General features: G+C 40.5%; 11 protein-coding genes. 6 read left to right on the top strand and 5 right to left on the bottom strand.

Going from position 1 to position 16,009, the window contains the following annotated elements; all coding sequences use genetic code 11:
• Positions 1-56: 56 nt before the first annotated feature.
• Complete coding sequence (ilvA, locus tag CBI42_RS07320) at positions 57-1,307, top strand: threonine ammonia-lyase IlvA (protein ID WP_000952975.1); 1,251 nt, start codon at positions 57-59, stop codon at positions 1,305-1,307.
• An 837-nt stretch (positions 1,308-2,144) separates the two neighbouring features.
• Positions 2,145-2,360, top strand: coding sequence for a capsule biosynthesis transcriptional regulator (locus CBI42_RS07315; protein WP_001130035.1), 216 nt, complete (start codon positions 2,145-2,147; stop codon positions 2,358-2,360).
• A gap of 90 nt (positions 2,361-2,450) precedes the next feature.
• Here CBI42_RS07315 and CBI42_RS07310 read toward each other — a convergent pair whose 3' ends face one another.
• Positions 2,451-3,191, bottom strand: a complete 741-nt coding sequence (locus CBI42_RS07310; RefSeq protein ID WP_084923270.1) for an amino acid ABC transporter ATP-binding protein — start codon at positions 3,189-3,191, stop codon at positions 2,451-2,453.
• Positions 3,191-4,756, bottom strand: a complete 1,566-nt coding sequence (locus CBI42_RS07305; protein WP_094753635.1) for an ABC transporter substrate-binding protein/permease — start codon at positions 4,754-4,756, stop codon at positions 3,191-3,193. Before CBI42_RS07305 ends, CBI42_RS07310 begins: the two co-directional genes overlap by 1 nt.
• 138 nt (positions 4,757-4,894) lie before the next feature.
• On the opposite strand from CBI42_RS07305, the gene CBI42_RS07300 reads away from it, so the two are divergent.
• Both CBI42_RS07300 and CBI42_RS07295 read left to right on the top strand, forming a co-directional pair.
• Positions 4,895-6,784 carry a DUF2207 domain-containing protein gene (locus CBI42_RS07300; RefSeq protein ID WP_094753634.1) on the top strand — a complete coding sequence of 630 codons (1,890 nt, stop codon included), beginning with the start codon at positions 4,895-4,897 and terminating at the stop codon, positions 6,782-6,784.
• A 60-nt stretch (positions 6,785-6,844) separates the two neighbouring features.
• Entirely contained in the window at positions 6,845-7,690 is an 846-nt protein-coding gene (locus tag CBI42_RS07295) for an undecaprenyl-diphosphate phosphatase (RefSeq protein ID WP_049510904.1), read from the top strand.
• A gap of 32 nt (positions 7,691-7,722) precedes the next feature.
• Here CBI42_RS07295 and dinB read toward each other — a convergent pair whose 3' ends face one another.
• Complete coding sequence (dinB, locus tag CBI42_RS07290; protein ID WP_094753633.1) at positions 7,723-8,784, bottom strand: DNA polymerase IV; 1,062 nt, start codon at positions 8,782-8,784, stop codon at positions 7,723-7,725.
• Between the two features lie 237 nt (positions 8,785-9,021).
• Here dinB and pflB point away from each other — a divergent pair, with 237 nt between their 5' ends.
• Entirely contained in the window at positions 9,022-11,346 is a 2,325-nt protein-coding gene (gene pflB / locus CBI42_RS07285) for a formate C-acetyltransferase (RefSeq protein WP_094753632.1), read from the top strand.
• A 351-nt stretch (positions 11,347-11,697) separates the two neighbouring features.
• The gene (locus CBI42_RS07280) at positions 11,698-13,803 is read left to right on the top strand and encodes an ATP-dependent Clp protease ATP-binding subunit (RefSeq protein WP_094753631.1); all 2,106 of its coding nucleotides are present in this window, start codon (positions 11,698-11,700) and stop codon (positions 13,801-13,803) included.
• 62 nt (positions 13,804-13,865) lie between these two features.
• Here the strand turns inward: CBI42_RS07280 and CBI42_RS07275 are convergent, their stop codons facing one another.
• On the bottom strand, positions 13,866-14,348 hold the full coding sequence (locus CBI42_RS07275) for an S-ribosylhomocysteine lyase (protein WP_000032547.1): 483 nt from the start codon (positions 14,346-14,348) through the stop codon (positions 13,866-13,868).
• Between the two features lie 94 nt (positions 14,349-14,442).
• On the bottom strand, positions 14,443-15,927 hold the full coding sequence (locus CBI42_RS07270; RefSeq protein WP_070482386.1) for a DUF1846 domain-containing protein: 1,485 nt from the start codon (positions 15,925-15,927) through the stop codon (positions 14,443-14,445).
• Positions 15,928-16,009: the final 82 nt, after the last annotated feature.

Raw genomic sequence — 16,009 nt, 5'->3', positions numbered from 1 at the left:
CTCTCTTTTTTAAGAGGAATGATTGCGATAAGTTTGAAATAGTCTAGGAGAAAATGATGTTAAGTTCAAAAGATATAATCAAGGCTCATAAAGTCTTGAACGGTGTGGTTGTGAATACCCCACTGGATTACGACCATTATTTATCGGAGAAGTATGGTGCTAAGATTTATTTGAAAAAGGAAAATGCTCAACGTGTTCGTTCTTTTAAAATTCGTGGTGCCTATTATGCAATTTCTCAGCTCAGCAAGGAAGAGCGTGAGCGAGGGGTAGTCTGTGCCTCTGCGGGAAATCATGCGCAGGGAGTTGCCTATACTTGTAATGAAATGAAGATTCCTGCTACTATCTTTATGCCCATTACTACTCCGCAACAAAAGATTGGTCAAGTTCGCTTTTTTGGTGGGGACTTCGTGACTATTAAATTAGTTGGAGATACCTTTGATGCCTCAGCCAAAGCAGCTCAAGAATTTACAGTTTCTGAAAATCGTACCTTTATTGATCCTTTTGATGATGCCCATGTTCAGGCAGGTCAAGGGACAGTTGCTTATGAGATTTTAGAAGAAGCTCGAAAAGAATCGATTGATTTTGATGCTGTTTTGGTTCCTGTTGGCGGCGGTGGTCTCATTGCTGGGGTTTCTACCTATATCAAGGAAACAAGTCCAGAAATTGAAGTCATCGGAGTAGAGGCTAATGGGGCACGTTCCATGAAGGCTGCTTTTGAAGCTGGTGGACCTGTTAAACTCAAAGAAATTGACAAATTTGCGGATGGGATTGCTGTGCAAAAGGTAGGTCAGTTGACCTATGAAGCAACTCGTCAACATGTTCAAACCTTAGTAGGTGTCGATGAGGGATTGATTTCTGAAACCTTGATTGACCTCTACTCTAAGCAAGGGATTGTAGCTGAGCCTGCTGGAGCGGCTAGTATCGCTTCTTTAGAGGTTTTGGCTGAATATATCAAAGGGAAAACCATTTGTTGTATCATTTCTGGAGGAAATAATGATATCAACCGTATGCCAGAAATGGAAGAACGTGCCTTGATTTATGATGGGATCAAGCATTACTTTGTGGTCAATTTTCCACAGCGTCCAGGGGCTTTGCGTGAGTTTGTAAATGATATCCTGGGGCCAAATGATGATATCACACGTTTTGAGTATATCAAACGAGCTAGCAAGGGGACAGGCCCAGTATTGATTGGGATTGCCTTGGCAGATAAGCATGATTATGCAGGCTTGATTCGTCGAATGGAAGGTTTTGATCCAGCTTATATTAACTTAAATGGTAACGAAACACTCTATAATATGCTTGTCTGAGGACTAATAAAAAAATATCATATTATTTGCACAATTGATGTATAGGTGCTATAATGAAGATGAAGAAGGGGGGCGATTCCTATGGACTTAGGAAATCGATTACGCTATTTCTATCATAACTCATTATAGTACCTATGTTTTTTGATTCAGTTTATAGTAAGGGAGTAAAATTACTTGTTATATGTAAGGAGTTTTTTGAAATCTACTATTTTATATATAGCTAATCTGAAATTTGGCTAAATATAATAGGAATTAGAAAAAATAATCAATACTAATGAGAAGCCTTATACTGAGTTAACTGAGAAGAGTGATAAGATACTAAGAAGATAAAAACAGTGGAAAATGTTGGAAGATAGGATACTATTGTTTCCTAACTACTCATCTTTTTATAGGTTTGAAGAAATAAAAAGTAAACTTGATAAAGTAAATAAATAGTACAAGTTGACCAAATGATTGAATGCTGGTGCAGACATGAAAAAGTCTAAAAGGAGAAAAATACTCGTTAGAAATGGTTTAGAGCAGAAGATTATTTTGTCAAATTTTTTTGTTTTACAGTGGAATAAATAATATGAAATAAGATTAGAATATGTCTAGATTATCGAGAATCAGCATCTGTCAAATACGAATATTATTACATAAATAAGATTTAATAATACAGTTGTTTTAAAGAACTATAAAAATTGTTTTCGACAATGAAAAACCTATATATTATAAGCTTTAATAAGATAGCAAGTAAAAATAAGGGCGTTTATTTTATTGAATATATGTTTTTTTATTGACAAAAAGCATAAAAGCGTATACAATTAAATATCGTAAATAAGAAAATAGGAGAAAGACATGGCTAAGTCAAACTTTGAAAAAGTAGAATCAGTTGTTGGCTGGGTTCGTGATAAGAAAATCACAGGCTACCGTATCTCTAAAGAAACGAATGCGCGTGAAATGTCTATCATTGCTCTAGCTCAGGGGCGTGCAAAAGTTAAAAATATTTCGTTTGAAACGGCTCTAGGTTTAATTGATTTCTATGATAAAAATCATGAAAAATTTGAAGATTAATCTTTGGATAATGGTGGATTCTTGAATAGGGTCTGCCTTTTCATTTTTTGGCTAGTAAAAAGACTGCACGGTTGATGCAGCCTTTTCTTTTTATTTGAGATAGCGTTGAAGGAATTCTTTTGTACGGTCTTCTTTAGGATTGGTGAAGAGGTCTTCTGGTTTGCCTTCTTCAGCAATCACACCCTTATCCATAAAGATAACACGGTGAGAGACGTCACGGGCGAATTCCATTTCGTGGGTTACGACAATCATAGTCAAGCCTTCCTGAGCCAGATCTTGCATGATTTTGAGGACTTCTCCAACCATTTCTGGATCGAGAGCTGATGTTGGTTCATCAAAGAGAATGGCGTCCGGATTCATTGAAAGGGCACGAGCGATGGCTACACGTTGTTTTTGACCACCTGAGAGTTGTTTTGGTTTGGCTTGCCAGTAGCGTTCTCCCATGCCGACCTTTTCTAGGTTTTCTTTGGCAATCTTTTCAGCTTCTGTACGTTCGCGTTTAAGGACAGTTGTCTGAGCGACAATTGTGTTTTCAAGTACGTTAAGATTTTCAAAGAGGTTAAAGGATTGGAACACCATCCCCAACTTTTCACGGTATTGCGTGAGGTCATAGCATTTTTCGAGAACGTTTTGTCCATGATAAAGGATTTGTCCATCAGTTGGAGTTTCAAGTAGGTTAATGGAGCGTAGGAAGGTTGATTTTCCGCTTCCAGAGCTTCCGATGATAGAGATAACTTCACCCTTGTGAACAGTTAGAGAAATGTCTTTTAGCACTTCGTTTTGTCCATAGGATTTTTTGAGGTGTTTAATTTCAAGGATTGCTTGTGTCATTATTTCAAATCCTCCGTTTGCATTTGGTTAGCACCTGTAGTATAGGTATCCATGTCCATGCGGCGTTCGATGAATCGTAGGATACGTGTTACGGTGAAGGTGAGGACAAAGTAAATCACGGCGATGATTGTAAATGTCTGGAAGTATTGATAGGTTTGTGTTGCTACGGTATTTCCTGAGAAGTAAAGTTCGACAACCGAGATAACGTTCAATACAGATGTATCTTTGATATTGATGACAAATTCATTACCAGTTGCTGGTAGGATGTTACGAACTACCTGAGGGAGGACAATCTTACGCATGGTTTGGTTATGGGTCATACCAAGAGCAGTCGCGGCTTCAAATTGTCCCTTGTCAACTGCTAGGATACCACCACGAACAATTTCAGTCATGTAGGCACCGGTGTTGATCGAAACGATGAAGATAGCAGCCAGTGTACGGTCAAGGTTGATACCGAAAGCTTGGGCAGTTCCATAGTAGATAACCATCGATTGAACAATCATAGGTGTACCACGGAAAATTTCAATGTAGACATTGAGGATCCAGCCGACTAGTTTTTGTAGACCATAAATGGCTTTATTCTCAGATAGAGGAGCAGTACGGAAGACACCAATGGCAAGGCCGATAATGAGACCTGTGATGGTTCCGACGATAGAGATTAAAAGAGTGACACCAGCACCACGCAAAAGTTGTTGCCAGTTTTCAGAAAGAATTTTAGCGACTTGGCTAAAGAAACTACTGCTAGTCTCTTCAGTTGTTGTAGCTTCGGCAGGTTGCTCTTTGATCATACGATCCATCAAGGCAACTTGGTCGTCTTTTGAAATGGTTTCAATGCTGGTATTGATTTGACTAATACGATTGTCATCTTTACGAAGTCCAATGGCAATAGCCGTATCTTCTTCCCCAGTTTTGAAACCTGGTTCTACTTGAACCATCTTGAACTTAGAGTTAGCAGCTTCAGCAGTCAGAGCTTCTGGTCGTTCAGAAACATAAGCATCGATAACACCAGCTTCAAGTGCTTGGCGCATTTGAGCGAAGTCTCCCATGGCAGTTTCTTTTTTAGCGCCTGGGATTTGACCAATCAAGTCATAAAGGTAGACACCTTGTTGAGAAGTGATTTTCGCACCGTTAAAGTCATCCAAAGATTTAGCACTTGCGTAGGCAGAATCTTTTTTGACAAGCAAAACTGGTTCGCTAGTGTAGTAGCTGCTTGAAAAGGCAATTTCTTGTTTGCGTTCGGCAGTTGGACTCATACCTGCGATAATCATGTCAATCTTACCAGAAGTAAGGGCAGGGACTAGACCTTCCCACTTGGTTTTAACAACTAAAGGTTCTTTACCTAAGTCCTTAGCGATTTTCTTGGCGATTTGAACATCGTATCCGTTAGCATACTGGTTAGTCCCATCGATTTTGACAGCTCCATTGCTATCATCGTCCTGAGTCCAGTTAAAGGGAGCATATGCTGCTTCCATCCCGATGCGTAAATATTCATCGGCTTGGGCAACATTGACAAGTCCCAGCATCAGCAAGAGACTTGTGAAAATAGATAAGTATATTTTTCTCATGATTTCTCCTATTTCTAATCTATTAAAAAATAACTGTCTCCTATTTTATCGAAAAAAACTCTATTTTTCAATATAGGTAAGCCCTTACTTGTGAAAAAATGATATAATGATAGCAAAGATAAAAAGGGGGCTTAGTTGATGAAAAAAACTTTTTTCTTACTGGTGTTAGGCTTGTTTTGTCTTCTGCCATTCTCTGTTTTTGCCATTGATTTCAAGATAAACTCTTATCAAGGTGATTTGTATATTCATGCAGACAATACAGCAGAATTTAGACAGAAGATAGTTTACCAGTTTGAGGAGGACTTTAAGGGTCAAATCGTGGGACTTGGACGTGCAGGCAAGATGCCTAGTGGATTTGACATTGATCCTCATCCAAAGGTTCAGGCTGCGAAAAATGGTGCTGAACTAGCAGACGTTACTAGCGAAGTGATAGAAGGAGCAGATGGTTATACTGTTAAAGTCTATAATCCAGGCCAGGAAGGCGACACAGTTGAAATTGACCTTGTCTGGAACTTAAAGAATTTGCTTTTCCTTTATGATGATATCGCTGAATTAAATTGGCAACCTCTGACAGATAGTTCAGGGGCTATTGGGAAGTTTGAATTTCATGTAAGGGGAGACAAGGGGGCTGAAAAACTCTTTTTCCATACAGGGAAACTTTTTAGAGAGGGAACGGTTGAAAAGAGTAACCTTGATTATACCATCCGTTTAGACAATCTTCCGGCTAAACGTGGAGTTGAGTTACATGCCTATTGGCCTCGGACCGATTTTGCTAGCGCTAGGGATCAGGGATTGAAAGGGAATCGTTTAGAAGAGTTTAATAAGATAGAAGACTCGATTTTTAAAGAAAAAGATCAGAGTAAACAACTCGTTACTTGGGTCTTCCCTTCGATACTTTCTATCTCCTTGTTATTGAGTATTTGCTTTTATTTTATTTATAGAAGAAAGACCACTCCTTCGGTCAAATATGCCAAAAATCATCGTCTCTATGAACCACCAATGGAATTAGAGCCTATGGTTTTATCAGAGGCTGTCTACTCGACCTCCTTGGAGGAAGTGAGTCCCTTGGTCAAGGGAGATGGAAAATTCACCTTTGACCAACTTATTCAAGCTACTTTGTTAGATGTGATAGACCGTGGGAATGTCTCTATCATTTCAGAAGGAGATGCAGTTGGTTTGAGGCTAGTAAAAGAAGATGGTTTGTCAAGCTTTGAGAAAGACTGCCTAAATCTAGCTTTTTCAGGCAAAAAAGAAGAAACTCTTTCCAATTTGTTTGCGAATTACAAGGTATCTGATAGTCTTTATCGTAGAGCAAAAGCCTCTGATGAAAAACGGATTCAAGCAAAGGGGCGTCAGCTCAAATCTTCTTTTGAAGAAGTATTGAACCAGATGCAAGAAGGAGTGAGAAATCGGGTTACCTTCTGGGGGCTTCCGGATTACTATCGTCCTTTAACTGGTGGGGAAAAGGCCTTGCAAGTGGGGATGGGACTCTCTACTATCCTACCCCTATTTATCGGATTTGGTTTGTTCTTGTACAGTTTGGATGTTTATGGCTATCTTTTCCTCCCCTTGCCTATACTTGGTTTTCTAGGTTTGGTTTTGGCTGTTTTCTATTATTGGAAGCTTCGATTAGATAATCGTGATGGTGTCCTAAATGAAGCAGGAGCAGAAGTCTACTATCTCTGGACCAGTTTTGAAAATATGTTGCGTGAGATTGCACGATTGGATCAGGCTGAATTGGAAAGTATTGTTGTCTGGAATCGCCTCTTGGTCTATGCGACCTTATTTGGCTATGCGGACAAGGTCAGTCATTTGATGAAGGTTCATCAGATTCAAGTGGAAAATCAAGATATCAATCTCTATGTAGATTATGGCTGGCACGGTATGTTTTATCATTCAAGCGCGCAAATGAGCCATTATGCCAGCATCGCAAACACAGCAAGTACCTATTCCGTATCTTCTGGAAATGGAAGTTCTGGCGGTGGCTTCTCTGGCGGTGGAGGCGGTGGTAGTATCGGTGCCTTTTAAAGAGAACTGTCACAGACTGAAAAAATATGCTATAATGGAAGATAGAAAAAGGAGTAATCTATGTATCTTATTGAAATTTTAAAATCTATCTTCTTCGGTATTGTTGAAGGAATTACGGAATGGCTGCCGATTTCAAGTACAGGTCACTTGATTTTAGCAGAGGAATTTATCCAATACCAAAATCAAAATGAAGTCTTTATGTCCATGTTTAATGTCGTGATTCAGCTTGGTGCGATTTTGGCGGTTATGGTGATTTACTTTAATAAGCTCAATCCCTTTAAACCGGGTAAAGACAAGCAGGAAGTTCGTCGAACTTGGCAACTGTGGTCTAAAGTTCTTGTAGCTACTTTACCTTTGCTTGCTGTATTTAAGTTTGATGATTGGTTTGATACTCACTTCCATAATATGGTTTCAGTTGCTCTCATGTTGATTATCTATGGGATTGCCTTTATCTATTTGGAAAAGCGCAATAAAGTGCGTGCTATCGAGCCAAGTGTAACAGAGTTGGATAAGCTTCCTTATACGACAGCCTTCTATATCGGCCTCTTCCAAGTTCTTGCCCTTTTACCAGGGACAAGCCGTTCTGGAGCAACGATTGTCGGTGGTTTGTTGAATGGAACTAGTCGTTCTGTTGTGACAGAATTTACCTTCTATTTAGGGATTCCTGTTATGTTTGGAGCCAGTGCCTTAAAGATTTTCAAATTTGTGAAAGCAGGACAACTCTTGGACTTTGGGCAATTGTTCTTGCTCTTGGTTGCGATGGGAGTAGCTTTTGCAGTCAGCATGGTGGCTATTCGCTTTTTGACTAGCTATGTGAAAAAACACGACTTTACCCTTTTCGGTAAATACCGTATTGTACTCGGTAGCGTCTTGCTACTGTATAGCTTTGTCCGTTTATTTGTATAAGAAAAACCTTGAAGGGTCAACTCTTCAAGGTTTTAAAATCCAGTCACGGTAATCCCCAGCAGGCGGACACCTCTTTCTTTCTCGCTTAATTCTTCATAGAGTTGCAGGGCTATTTGGCTTATTTGACTAGCATCCTGTGTTTTTTGAGCCAGACTTTTTCGTTTGGTAAGAGTTGAAAAGTCTTCGTAGCGGATTTTCAAAATGACAATTTTTCCAGCTTTTTCTTGTTGACTGAGATTGAGAGCGACTCTTTCTGATAGAAGAGTCAGCTCTTTTTTGATGTCTTCCTCGGCACGGAGAATCTTTCCATAGGTTTTCTCCTTCCCGATTGATTTACGGATGCGATTGGATTTGACGGGGGAATTGTGAATACCACGAGCCTTTCGATACAGGTCATAGCCCAGTCTGCCAAAACGGTCTATTAGGGTTACCTCAGGGACTTCAAGTAGGTCAGCGCCAGTAAAAACTCCCATTTGATGAAGACGTTCTACTGTCTTTTTTCCTACTCCATGAAACTTGGAAATATCCATTTGTTTGAGAAAATCCTCAGCCTGGTCAGGTAGAATCACTGTCAGACCATGTGGCTTTTGATAATCACTGGCCATTTTAGCTAAGAATTTGTTGTAAGAAACGCCAGCAGAAGCAGTTAGATGGAGTTCTTGCCAGATATCCTCTTGAATGAGGCGAGCGATTTTGACCGCTGACTTGATATCGAGTTTATTTTCTGTCACATCCAAATAGGCTTCGTCAATACTCATAGGTTCAATCAAATCTGTATAGCGCTTAAAAATAGATCGAATCTGGAGTCCCACAGCCTTGTATTTCTCATAATTTCCTGAGATGAAGATTGCCTGGGGACAGCGTTCATAGGCTTCCTTAGAGCTCATGGCTGAATGGACACCAAAAGCTCGCGCCTCATAGCTACAAGTGGAAACGACACCACGCCCACCTGTTTGCCGAGGGTCATTGCCGATAATGACAGGTTTTCCTCTGAGTTTAGGATTATCTCTGATTTCCACCGCAGCAAAAAAGGCATCCATGTCAATATGGATGATTTTTCTTGACAAATCATTTAACAAAGGAAAAATCAACATGCATAGCTCCTTTTTACTGCTTATTTTCTTTCATTATACCCTTTTTTCTGAAAAAAAGGAAAAAGGACTTCGTTTTTTCAAAAATATAATACAGTTTGGAACGAAATATAGACTGTTTTAGAAAAGAAAGTGTAAAAATAGGGATTTTCCACTTGTTGAAAACGATTACTGTATGGTATACTTGTCTCATGAATGTAACAGATGACTGTTACTAGAAAGAAAAAAGAGGACATTAACATGGTTGTTAAGACAGTTGTTGAAGCACAAGATATTTTTGACAAAGCTTGGGAAGGCTTCAAAGGCGTAGATTGGAAAGAAAAAGCAAGTGTATCACGCTTCGTACAAGCTAACTACACACCTTACGATGGAGACGAAAGCTTCCTCGCAGGACCAACAGAACGTTCACTTCACATCAAAAAAATTGTAGAAGAAACTAAGGCTCACTACGAAGAAACTCGTTTCCCAATGGACACTCGTCCAACATCTATTGCTGACATTCCAGCAGGATTTATCGATAAAGAAAATGAAGTTATCTTCGGTATCCAAAACGATGAACTCTTCAAATTGAACTTCATGCCAAAAGGTGGTATCCGTATGGCTGAAACTACTTTGAAAGAAAATGGATACGAACCAGATTCAGCTGTTCACGAAATCTTTACAAAATACGTAACAACAGTTAACGACGGTATCTTCCGTGCTTACACTTCAAACATTCGTCGCGCTCGTCACGCTCACACTGTAACTGGTCTTCCAGATGCATACTCACGCGGACGTATCATCGGTGTTTACGCACGTCTTGCTCTTTACGGTGCAGACTACTTGATGCAAGAAAAAGTAAACGACTGGAACGCAATCGAAGAAATCGATGAAGAAACAATCCGTCTTCGTGAAGAAATCAACCTTCAATACCAAGCATTGCAACAAGTTGTTCGCTTGGGTGACCTTTACGGAGTTGACGTTCGCAAACCAGCGATGAACGTTAAAGAAGCTATCCAATGGGTTAACATCGCCTTCATGTCTGTCTGCCGTGTTATCAACGGTGCTGCTACATCTCTAGGTCGTGTGCCAATCGTATTGGACATCTTTGCAGAACGTGACCTTGCTCGTGGTACATTTACTGAATCAGAAATCCAAGAATTCGTTGATGATTTCGTTATGAAACTTCGTACAGTTAAATTTGCTCGTACAAAAGCTTACGACCAATTGTACTCAGGTGACCCAACTTTCATCACAACTTCTATGGCTGGTATGGGTAACGACGGTCGTCACCGTGTTACTAAGATGGACTACCGTTTCTTGAACACTCTAGACAACATCGGTAACTCTCCAGAACCAAACTTGACAGTTCTTTGGACTGATAAATTGCCATACAACTTCCGTCGCTACTGTATGCACATGAGCCACAAACACTCTTCTATCCAATACGAAGGTGTAACAACAATGGCTAAAGATGGATATGGTGAAATGAGCTGTATCTCATGCTGTGTGTCTCCACTTGACCCAGAAAATGAAGAACAACGCCACAACATCCAGTACTTCGGTGCGCGTGTAAACGTATTGAAAGCCCTTCTTACTGGTTTGAACGGTGGTTACGACGATGTTCACAAAGATTACAAAGTATTTGACATCGAACCAATCCGTGACGAAGTTCTTGAATTTGAATCAGTTAAAGCTAACTTTGAAAAATCTCTTGACTGGTTGACTGACACTTACGTAGATGCTTTGAACATCATCCACTACATGACTGATAAGTACAACTACGAAGCTGTTCAAATGGCCTTCTTACCAACTAAACAACGTGCGAACATGGGATTCGGTATCTGTGGATTTGCTAACACTGTTGATACATTGTCAGCTATCAAATACGCTACAGTTAAACCAATCCGTGACGAAAATGGCTACATCTACGATTACGAAACAATCGGTGAATACCCACGTTGGGGTGAAGATGACCCACGTTCAAACGAATTGGCAGAATGGTTGATCGAAGCTTACACAACTCGTCTACGTAGCCATAAACTTTACAAAGACGCAGAAGCTACAGTTTCACTTTTGACTATCACATCTAACGTTGCTTACTCTAAACAAACTGGTAACTCACCAGTCCACAAAGGTGTATACCTCAACGAAGATGGTTCTGTGAACTTGTCTAAACTTGAATTCTTCTCACCAGGTGCTAACCCATCTAACAAAGCTAAAGGTGGATGGTTGCAAAACTTGAACTCACTTTCTAGCCTTGACTTTAGTTATGCAGCTGATGGTATCTCATTGACTACACAAGTATCACCTCGCGCTCTTGGTAAGACTCGTGACGAACAAGTTGATAACTTGGTAACAATCCTTGATGGTTACTTCGAAAACGGTGGACAACACGTTAACTTGAACGTTATGGACTTGAACGATGTTTACGAAAAGATCATGTCAGGTGAAGACGTTATCGTACGTATCTCTGGATACTGTGTAAACACTAAATACCTCACTCCAGAACAAAAAACTGAATTGACACAACGTGTATTCCACGAAGTTCTTTCAATGGATGATGCTTTGGATGCGTTGAGCTAAGATTATATAAAATAATACAAAGAAGGACTAGTTAAAAGCTAGTTCTTCTTTTTGTAAAATTTATTGGTCAATTAAAGTCAAATTGCTTGACCTTTTTTGACTAATGTAGTATATTATGAACGTAAGGTAAATGAAAACCTTGCTAGAACACTTATTTAAAGTAAAATAGAAAGAGGTGGGGTCTATGTTTAATCTAGAAATCTTTAGAAGTAAAGATAGTCTACTCCTGCTTGAAAAAGAAAAACCAGAAATAGTACGTAGAGTAGCGATTTAGCTAGTCTAAATTTTTTAAAACAAAGGTCAAAGATAGTCAATATCAGTAATAATAAATAACAAAAAGAGGTAAAGAATATGAACAACAACTTTAATAATTTTAACAACATGGATGATTTATTTAACCAATTGATGGGTGGTATGCGTGGATATAGTTCTGAAAATCGCCGTTACTTAATTAATGGACGCGAAGTCACACCTGAGGAGTTTGCTCACTATCGTGCAACTGGTCAATTGCCAGGAAATGCAGAAACTGATGGACAAATGCCACATCATACGTCAGGTATGAAACAAGATGGTGTCCTTGCAAAACTAGGTCGAAACTTGACTGCAGAAGCGCGTGAGGGCAAGATGGATCCTGTTATCGGACGAAACAAGGAAATTCAAGAAGCATCTGAAATCCTCTCGCGCCGTACCAAGAACAATCCTGTTTTGGTCGGAGATGCAGGCGTTGGTAAGACAGCCGTTGTCGAAGGTTTGGCACAAGCTATTGTGAATGGTGATGTTCCAGCTGCTATTAAGAATAAGGAAATTATTTCCATTGATATCTCAGGCCTTGAGGCTGGGACCCAATACCGTGGTAGCTTTGAAGAAAACGTTCAAAATCTAGTAAATGAAGTGAAAGAAGCAGGGAATATTATCCTCTTCTTTGATGAAATTCACCAAATTCTTGGTGCTGGTAGCACAGGTGATGGTCAAGGGTCTAAAGGTCTTGCTGATATCTTGAAACCAGCTCTTTCACGTGGAGAATTGACAGTGATTGGCGCAACTACTCAAGATGAATACCGTAATACTATCTTGAAGAATGCAGCTCTTGCTCGTCGTTTCAACGAAGTCAAGGTAAATGCTCCTTCAGCAGAGGATACTTTTAAAATTCTTCAAGGAATTCGTGACCTCTATCAACAACACCACAATGTCATCTTGCCAGACGAAGTTTTGAAAGCAGCGGTGGATTATTCTGTTCAATATATTCCACAACGTAGCTTGCCAGATAAGGCTATCGACCTTGTCGATGTTACGGCGGCTCACTTGGCAGCTCAGCATCCAGTAACAGATGTTCATGCTGTTGAACGTGAAATTGAGGCAGAAAAAGACAAGCAAGAAAAAGCAGTTGAGGCAGAAGATTTTGAAGCAGCTCTAAATTATAAAACACGCATCGCAGAATTGGAAAAGAAAATCGAAAACCATACAGAAGATATGAAAGTGACTGCAAGTGTCAACGATGTGGCTGAATCTGTAGAACGTATGACGGGTATTCCAGTATCTCAAATGGGGGCTACGGACATCGAACGTTTGAAAGATATGGCGCATCGCTTGGAACACAAGGTAATCGGCCAAGACAAGGCGGTAGAAGCGGTAGCTCGTGCTATCCGTCGTAACCGTGCTGGTTTTGATGAAGGCAATCGCCCAATCGGTAGCTTCCTCTTTGTAGGTCCAACTGGGGTTGGTAAGACAGAACTTGCTAAACAATTGGCGCTCGATATGTTTGGGACTAAGGATGCGATTATCCGCTTGGATATGTCTGAATACAGTGACCGCACAGCTGTTTCTAAGTTAATCGGTACAACAGCAGGTTATGTGGGGTATGATGACAATAGCAATACCTTGACAGAACGCGTCCGTCGCAATCCATACTCTATCATCCTCTTGGACGAAATTGAAAAGGCTGATCCTCAAGTCATCACCCTTCTCCTTCAAGTCTTGGATGACGGTCGTTTGACTGATGGTCAAGGAAATACCGTGAACTTCAAGAACACTGTCATTATTGCAACATCAAATGCTGGCTTTGGGTATGAAGCCAACTTGACAGAAGATGCGGATAAACCAGAATTGATGGATCGTTTGAAACCATTCTTCCGTCCAGAATTCCTTAACCGTTTCAATGCTGTCATCGAGTTCTCACACTTGAGCAAAGAAGATCTTTCTAAGATTGTAGACCTTATGTTGGTTGAAGTTAACCAAACCTTGGCTAAGAAAGACATTGATTTGGTAGTCAGTCAAGCAGCTAAGGAGTATATCACAGAAGAAGGTTATGACGAAGTCATGGGTGTTCGTCCTCTTCGTCGCGTGGTTGAACAAGAAATTCGTGATAAGGTGACAGATTTCCATTTGGATCACCTAGATGCTAAACATCTGGAAGCAGATATGGAAGATGGTGTTTTGGTCATTCGTGAAAAAGCCTAAGACAGAATTTTGAGAATAAAAAAGAAGGAACCAGCTGAAAAAACTGGTTCCTTTTTTTGTGTTTAGATGACATGGCGTTCAAAGGCATCATCTGAAATCCCTTGTTCCAAGATGAGTTTTGCCCATTCTTTAGCAGAAAAGAGGCTGTGATCCTTGTAGTTTCCGCAAGATTCGATAGTTGTTCCAGGAACATCTTCCCAAGTAGTGGTTTCAGCGATTTCCTTGAGCGAATCCTTGATAACAGCTGCAATTTCAGCACTGGTGTGGCGTCCCCACATAATCATGTGGAAGCCTGTACGGCAACCAAATGGTGAACAGTCAATCATGCCGTCAATGCGAGTACGGATGAGTTTGGCTAAGAGGTGCTCGATAGTGTGAAGGCCAGCAGTAGGGATAGAGTCTTCATTGGGTTGCACTAAACGAATATCATAATTGGAGATGATGTCTCCTTTTGGCCCTGTTTCTTCCCCAATCAAGCGGACATAAGGTGCTTTAACAATAGTGTGGTCAAGTTCAAAACTTTCGACAATAACTTCTTTTGACATGGTAAATCCTTTCAGTTTTCTCTTTTTATTATAACATAAAGCCGGCTCTTGAGACAGAGAGAAAACCTCTCCGAGTGTGGAGAGGTTTGAATCGTTATTTACGATACAAGCGGTCGTATTGGTAGTAAGGGTCAAAGGTTACGTTGATACCCAGTTTACGAAGGACATTCTTATCTTCATCAGTCAAGATGATGGTTGAGTGGGCTTCGCTTCCTTTGAGGTTGCCAAGTTCTTCCATAGCACGAGCAGCATCAGAATTTTCTGTAGCTGTGATGGCAAGTGCAATCAAAATTTCATTTGAATGCAGGCGTGGATTGCGACTACCCAGATGATCGATTTTAAGACCTTGGATCGGTTTGACGACTTCAGGCTCGATGAGTTTTACTTCCTTGGCAATGTCAGCTGATTTCTTGATAGCGTTGATCAAGGCAGCGGCTGTAGGACCAAAGAGCTCTGAGTTCTTACCAGTGACAATTTCTCCGCTTGGCAATTCAAGGGCTAGGGCTGGTCCACCAGTTTCTTCTGCTTTTTGACGCGCAACGACAGCAACCTTACGGTCTGCAGGTGTGATGCCGAGGTCGTTCATGAGCAACTCAATTTTTTTGACAGCAGCTTCGCCAACTTTTTCGGCTTTGAAATCAAGAACAGTTTGATAGTAACGGCGGATGATTTCTTGTTTAGAAGCTTCGACAGCAGCCTCATTATCTGTAATAGCGAAACCAACCATGTTGACACCCATGTCTGTCGGTGAAGCGTATGGAGATTTACCAAGGATACGTTCTAACATGCGCTTGAGCACTGGGAAAATCTCGATATCACGGTTGTAGTTGACAGTAGTTTCTCCGTAGGTTTGGAGATGGAAGGGGTCAATCATGTTGACATCATCAAGGTCAGCTGTGGCAGCCTCGTAGGCCAAATTGACTGGGTGATGAAGGGGAAGATTCCAAACTGGGAAGGTTTCAAATTTAGCGTAGCCAGACTTGATACCATTGATTTGGTCGTGGTACATATTGGACATACAAGTTGCCAATTTTCCAGAACCAGGTCCAGGAGCGGTCACGACAATCAAGTTGCGACTGGTTTTGATGTAGTCGTTTTTCCCCATGCCTTCTGGAGAAATGATGTGATCCATATCTGTCGGATATCCTTTGATTGGATAATGAAGATAAGAATCAATTCCATTTTTCTCAAGCTGATTGCGGAAGGCATCTGCAGCGGGTTGGCCAGCGTACTGTGTGATGACAACGGAGCCAACAAAAATCCCTAATTCATTGAATTTGTCAATCAAACGAAGAACTTCTTGGTCATAAGAAATGCCCAAGTCACCACGTGCTTTGGAATGTTCGATATTGCTAGCATTAATAGCAATCACAACCTCAACCTGCTCTTTCAATTCTTGTAAGAGCTTGATTTTGTTGTCAGGCTCATAACCAGGAAGAACGCGAGCAGCGTGGAAATCTTCTAACATTTTGCCGCCAAACTCCAAGTAGAGCTTGCCGTCAAATTGGTTAATGCGCTCCAAAATGTGGTCGCGCTGTAGATTCAAATATTGTTCAGAACTAAAAGCTTGTTTTTTCATTTTTTTACCTCTGACCTCTATTATAATAAAAAATTGGAAGTTAGGAAACTATGGAGTTAAAAAAGGAATCAAAAAGATTAGG

Source organism: Streptococcus sp. KR, assembly GCF_002238115.1.
Lineage (GTDB): Bacteria > Bacillota > Bacilli > Lactobacillales > Streptococcaceae > Streptococcus.
Note: the sequence above shows the minus strand (reverse complement) of the source record. Positions and strands in the feature narration are given on the sequence as shown.

What these genes read in the sequence shown, in the direction of transcription:
- ilvA (WP_000952975.1), top strand. Translation starts at nt 57, where the DNA reads ATGTTAAGTTCAAAAGATATAATCAAGGCTCATAAAGTCTTGAACGGT.
- CBI42_RS07310 (WP_084923270.1), bottom strand. Translation starts at nt 3,191, where the DNA reads ATGACACAAGCAATCCTTGAAATTAAACACCTCAAAAAATCCTATGGA.
- dinB (WP_094753633.1), bottom strand. Translation starts at nt 8,784, where the DNA reads ATGTTGATTTTTCCTTTGTTAAATGATTTGTCAAGAAAAATCATCCAT.
- CBI42_RS07300 (WP_094753634.1), top strand. Translation starts at nt 4,895, where the DNA reads ATGAAAAAAACTTTTTTCTTACTGGTGTTAGGCTTGTTTTGTCTTCTG.
- CBI42_RS07280 (WP_094753631.1), top strand. Translation starts at nt 11,698, where the DNA reads ATGAACAACAACTTTAATAATTTTAACAACATGGATGATTTATTTAAC.
- CBI42_RS07305 (WP_094753635.1), bottom strand. Translation starts at nt 4,756, where the DNA reads ATGAGAAAAATATACTTATCTATTTTCACAAGTCTCTTGCTGATGCTG.
- CBI42_RS07275 (WP_000032547.1), bottom strand. Translation starts at nt 14,348, where the DNA reads ATGTCAAAAGAAGTTATTGTCGAAAGTTTTGAACTTGACCACACTATT.
- pflB (WP_094753632.1), top strand. Translation starts at nt 9,022, where the DNA reads ATGGTTGTTAAGACAGTTGTTGAAGCACAAGATATTTTTGACAAAGCT.
- CBI42_RS07315 (WP_001130035.1), top strand. Translation starts at nt 2,145, where the DNA reads ATGGCTAAGTCAAACTTTGAAAAAGTAGAATCAGTTGTTGGCTGGGTT.
- CBI42_RS07270 (WP_070482386.1), bottom strand. Translation starts at nt 15,927, where the DNA reads ATGAAAAAACAAGCTTTTAGTTCTGAACAATATTTGAATCTACAGCGC.
- CBI42_RS07295 (WP_049510904.1), top strand. Translation starts at nt 6,845, where the DNA reads ATGTATCTTATTGAAATTTTAAAATCTATCTTCTTCGGTATTGTTGAA.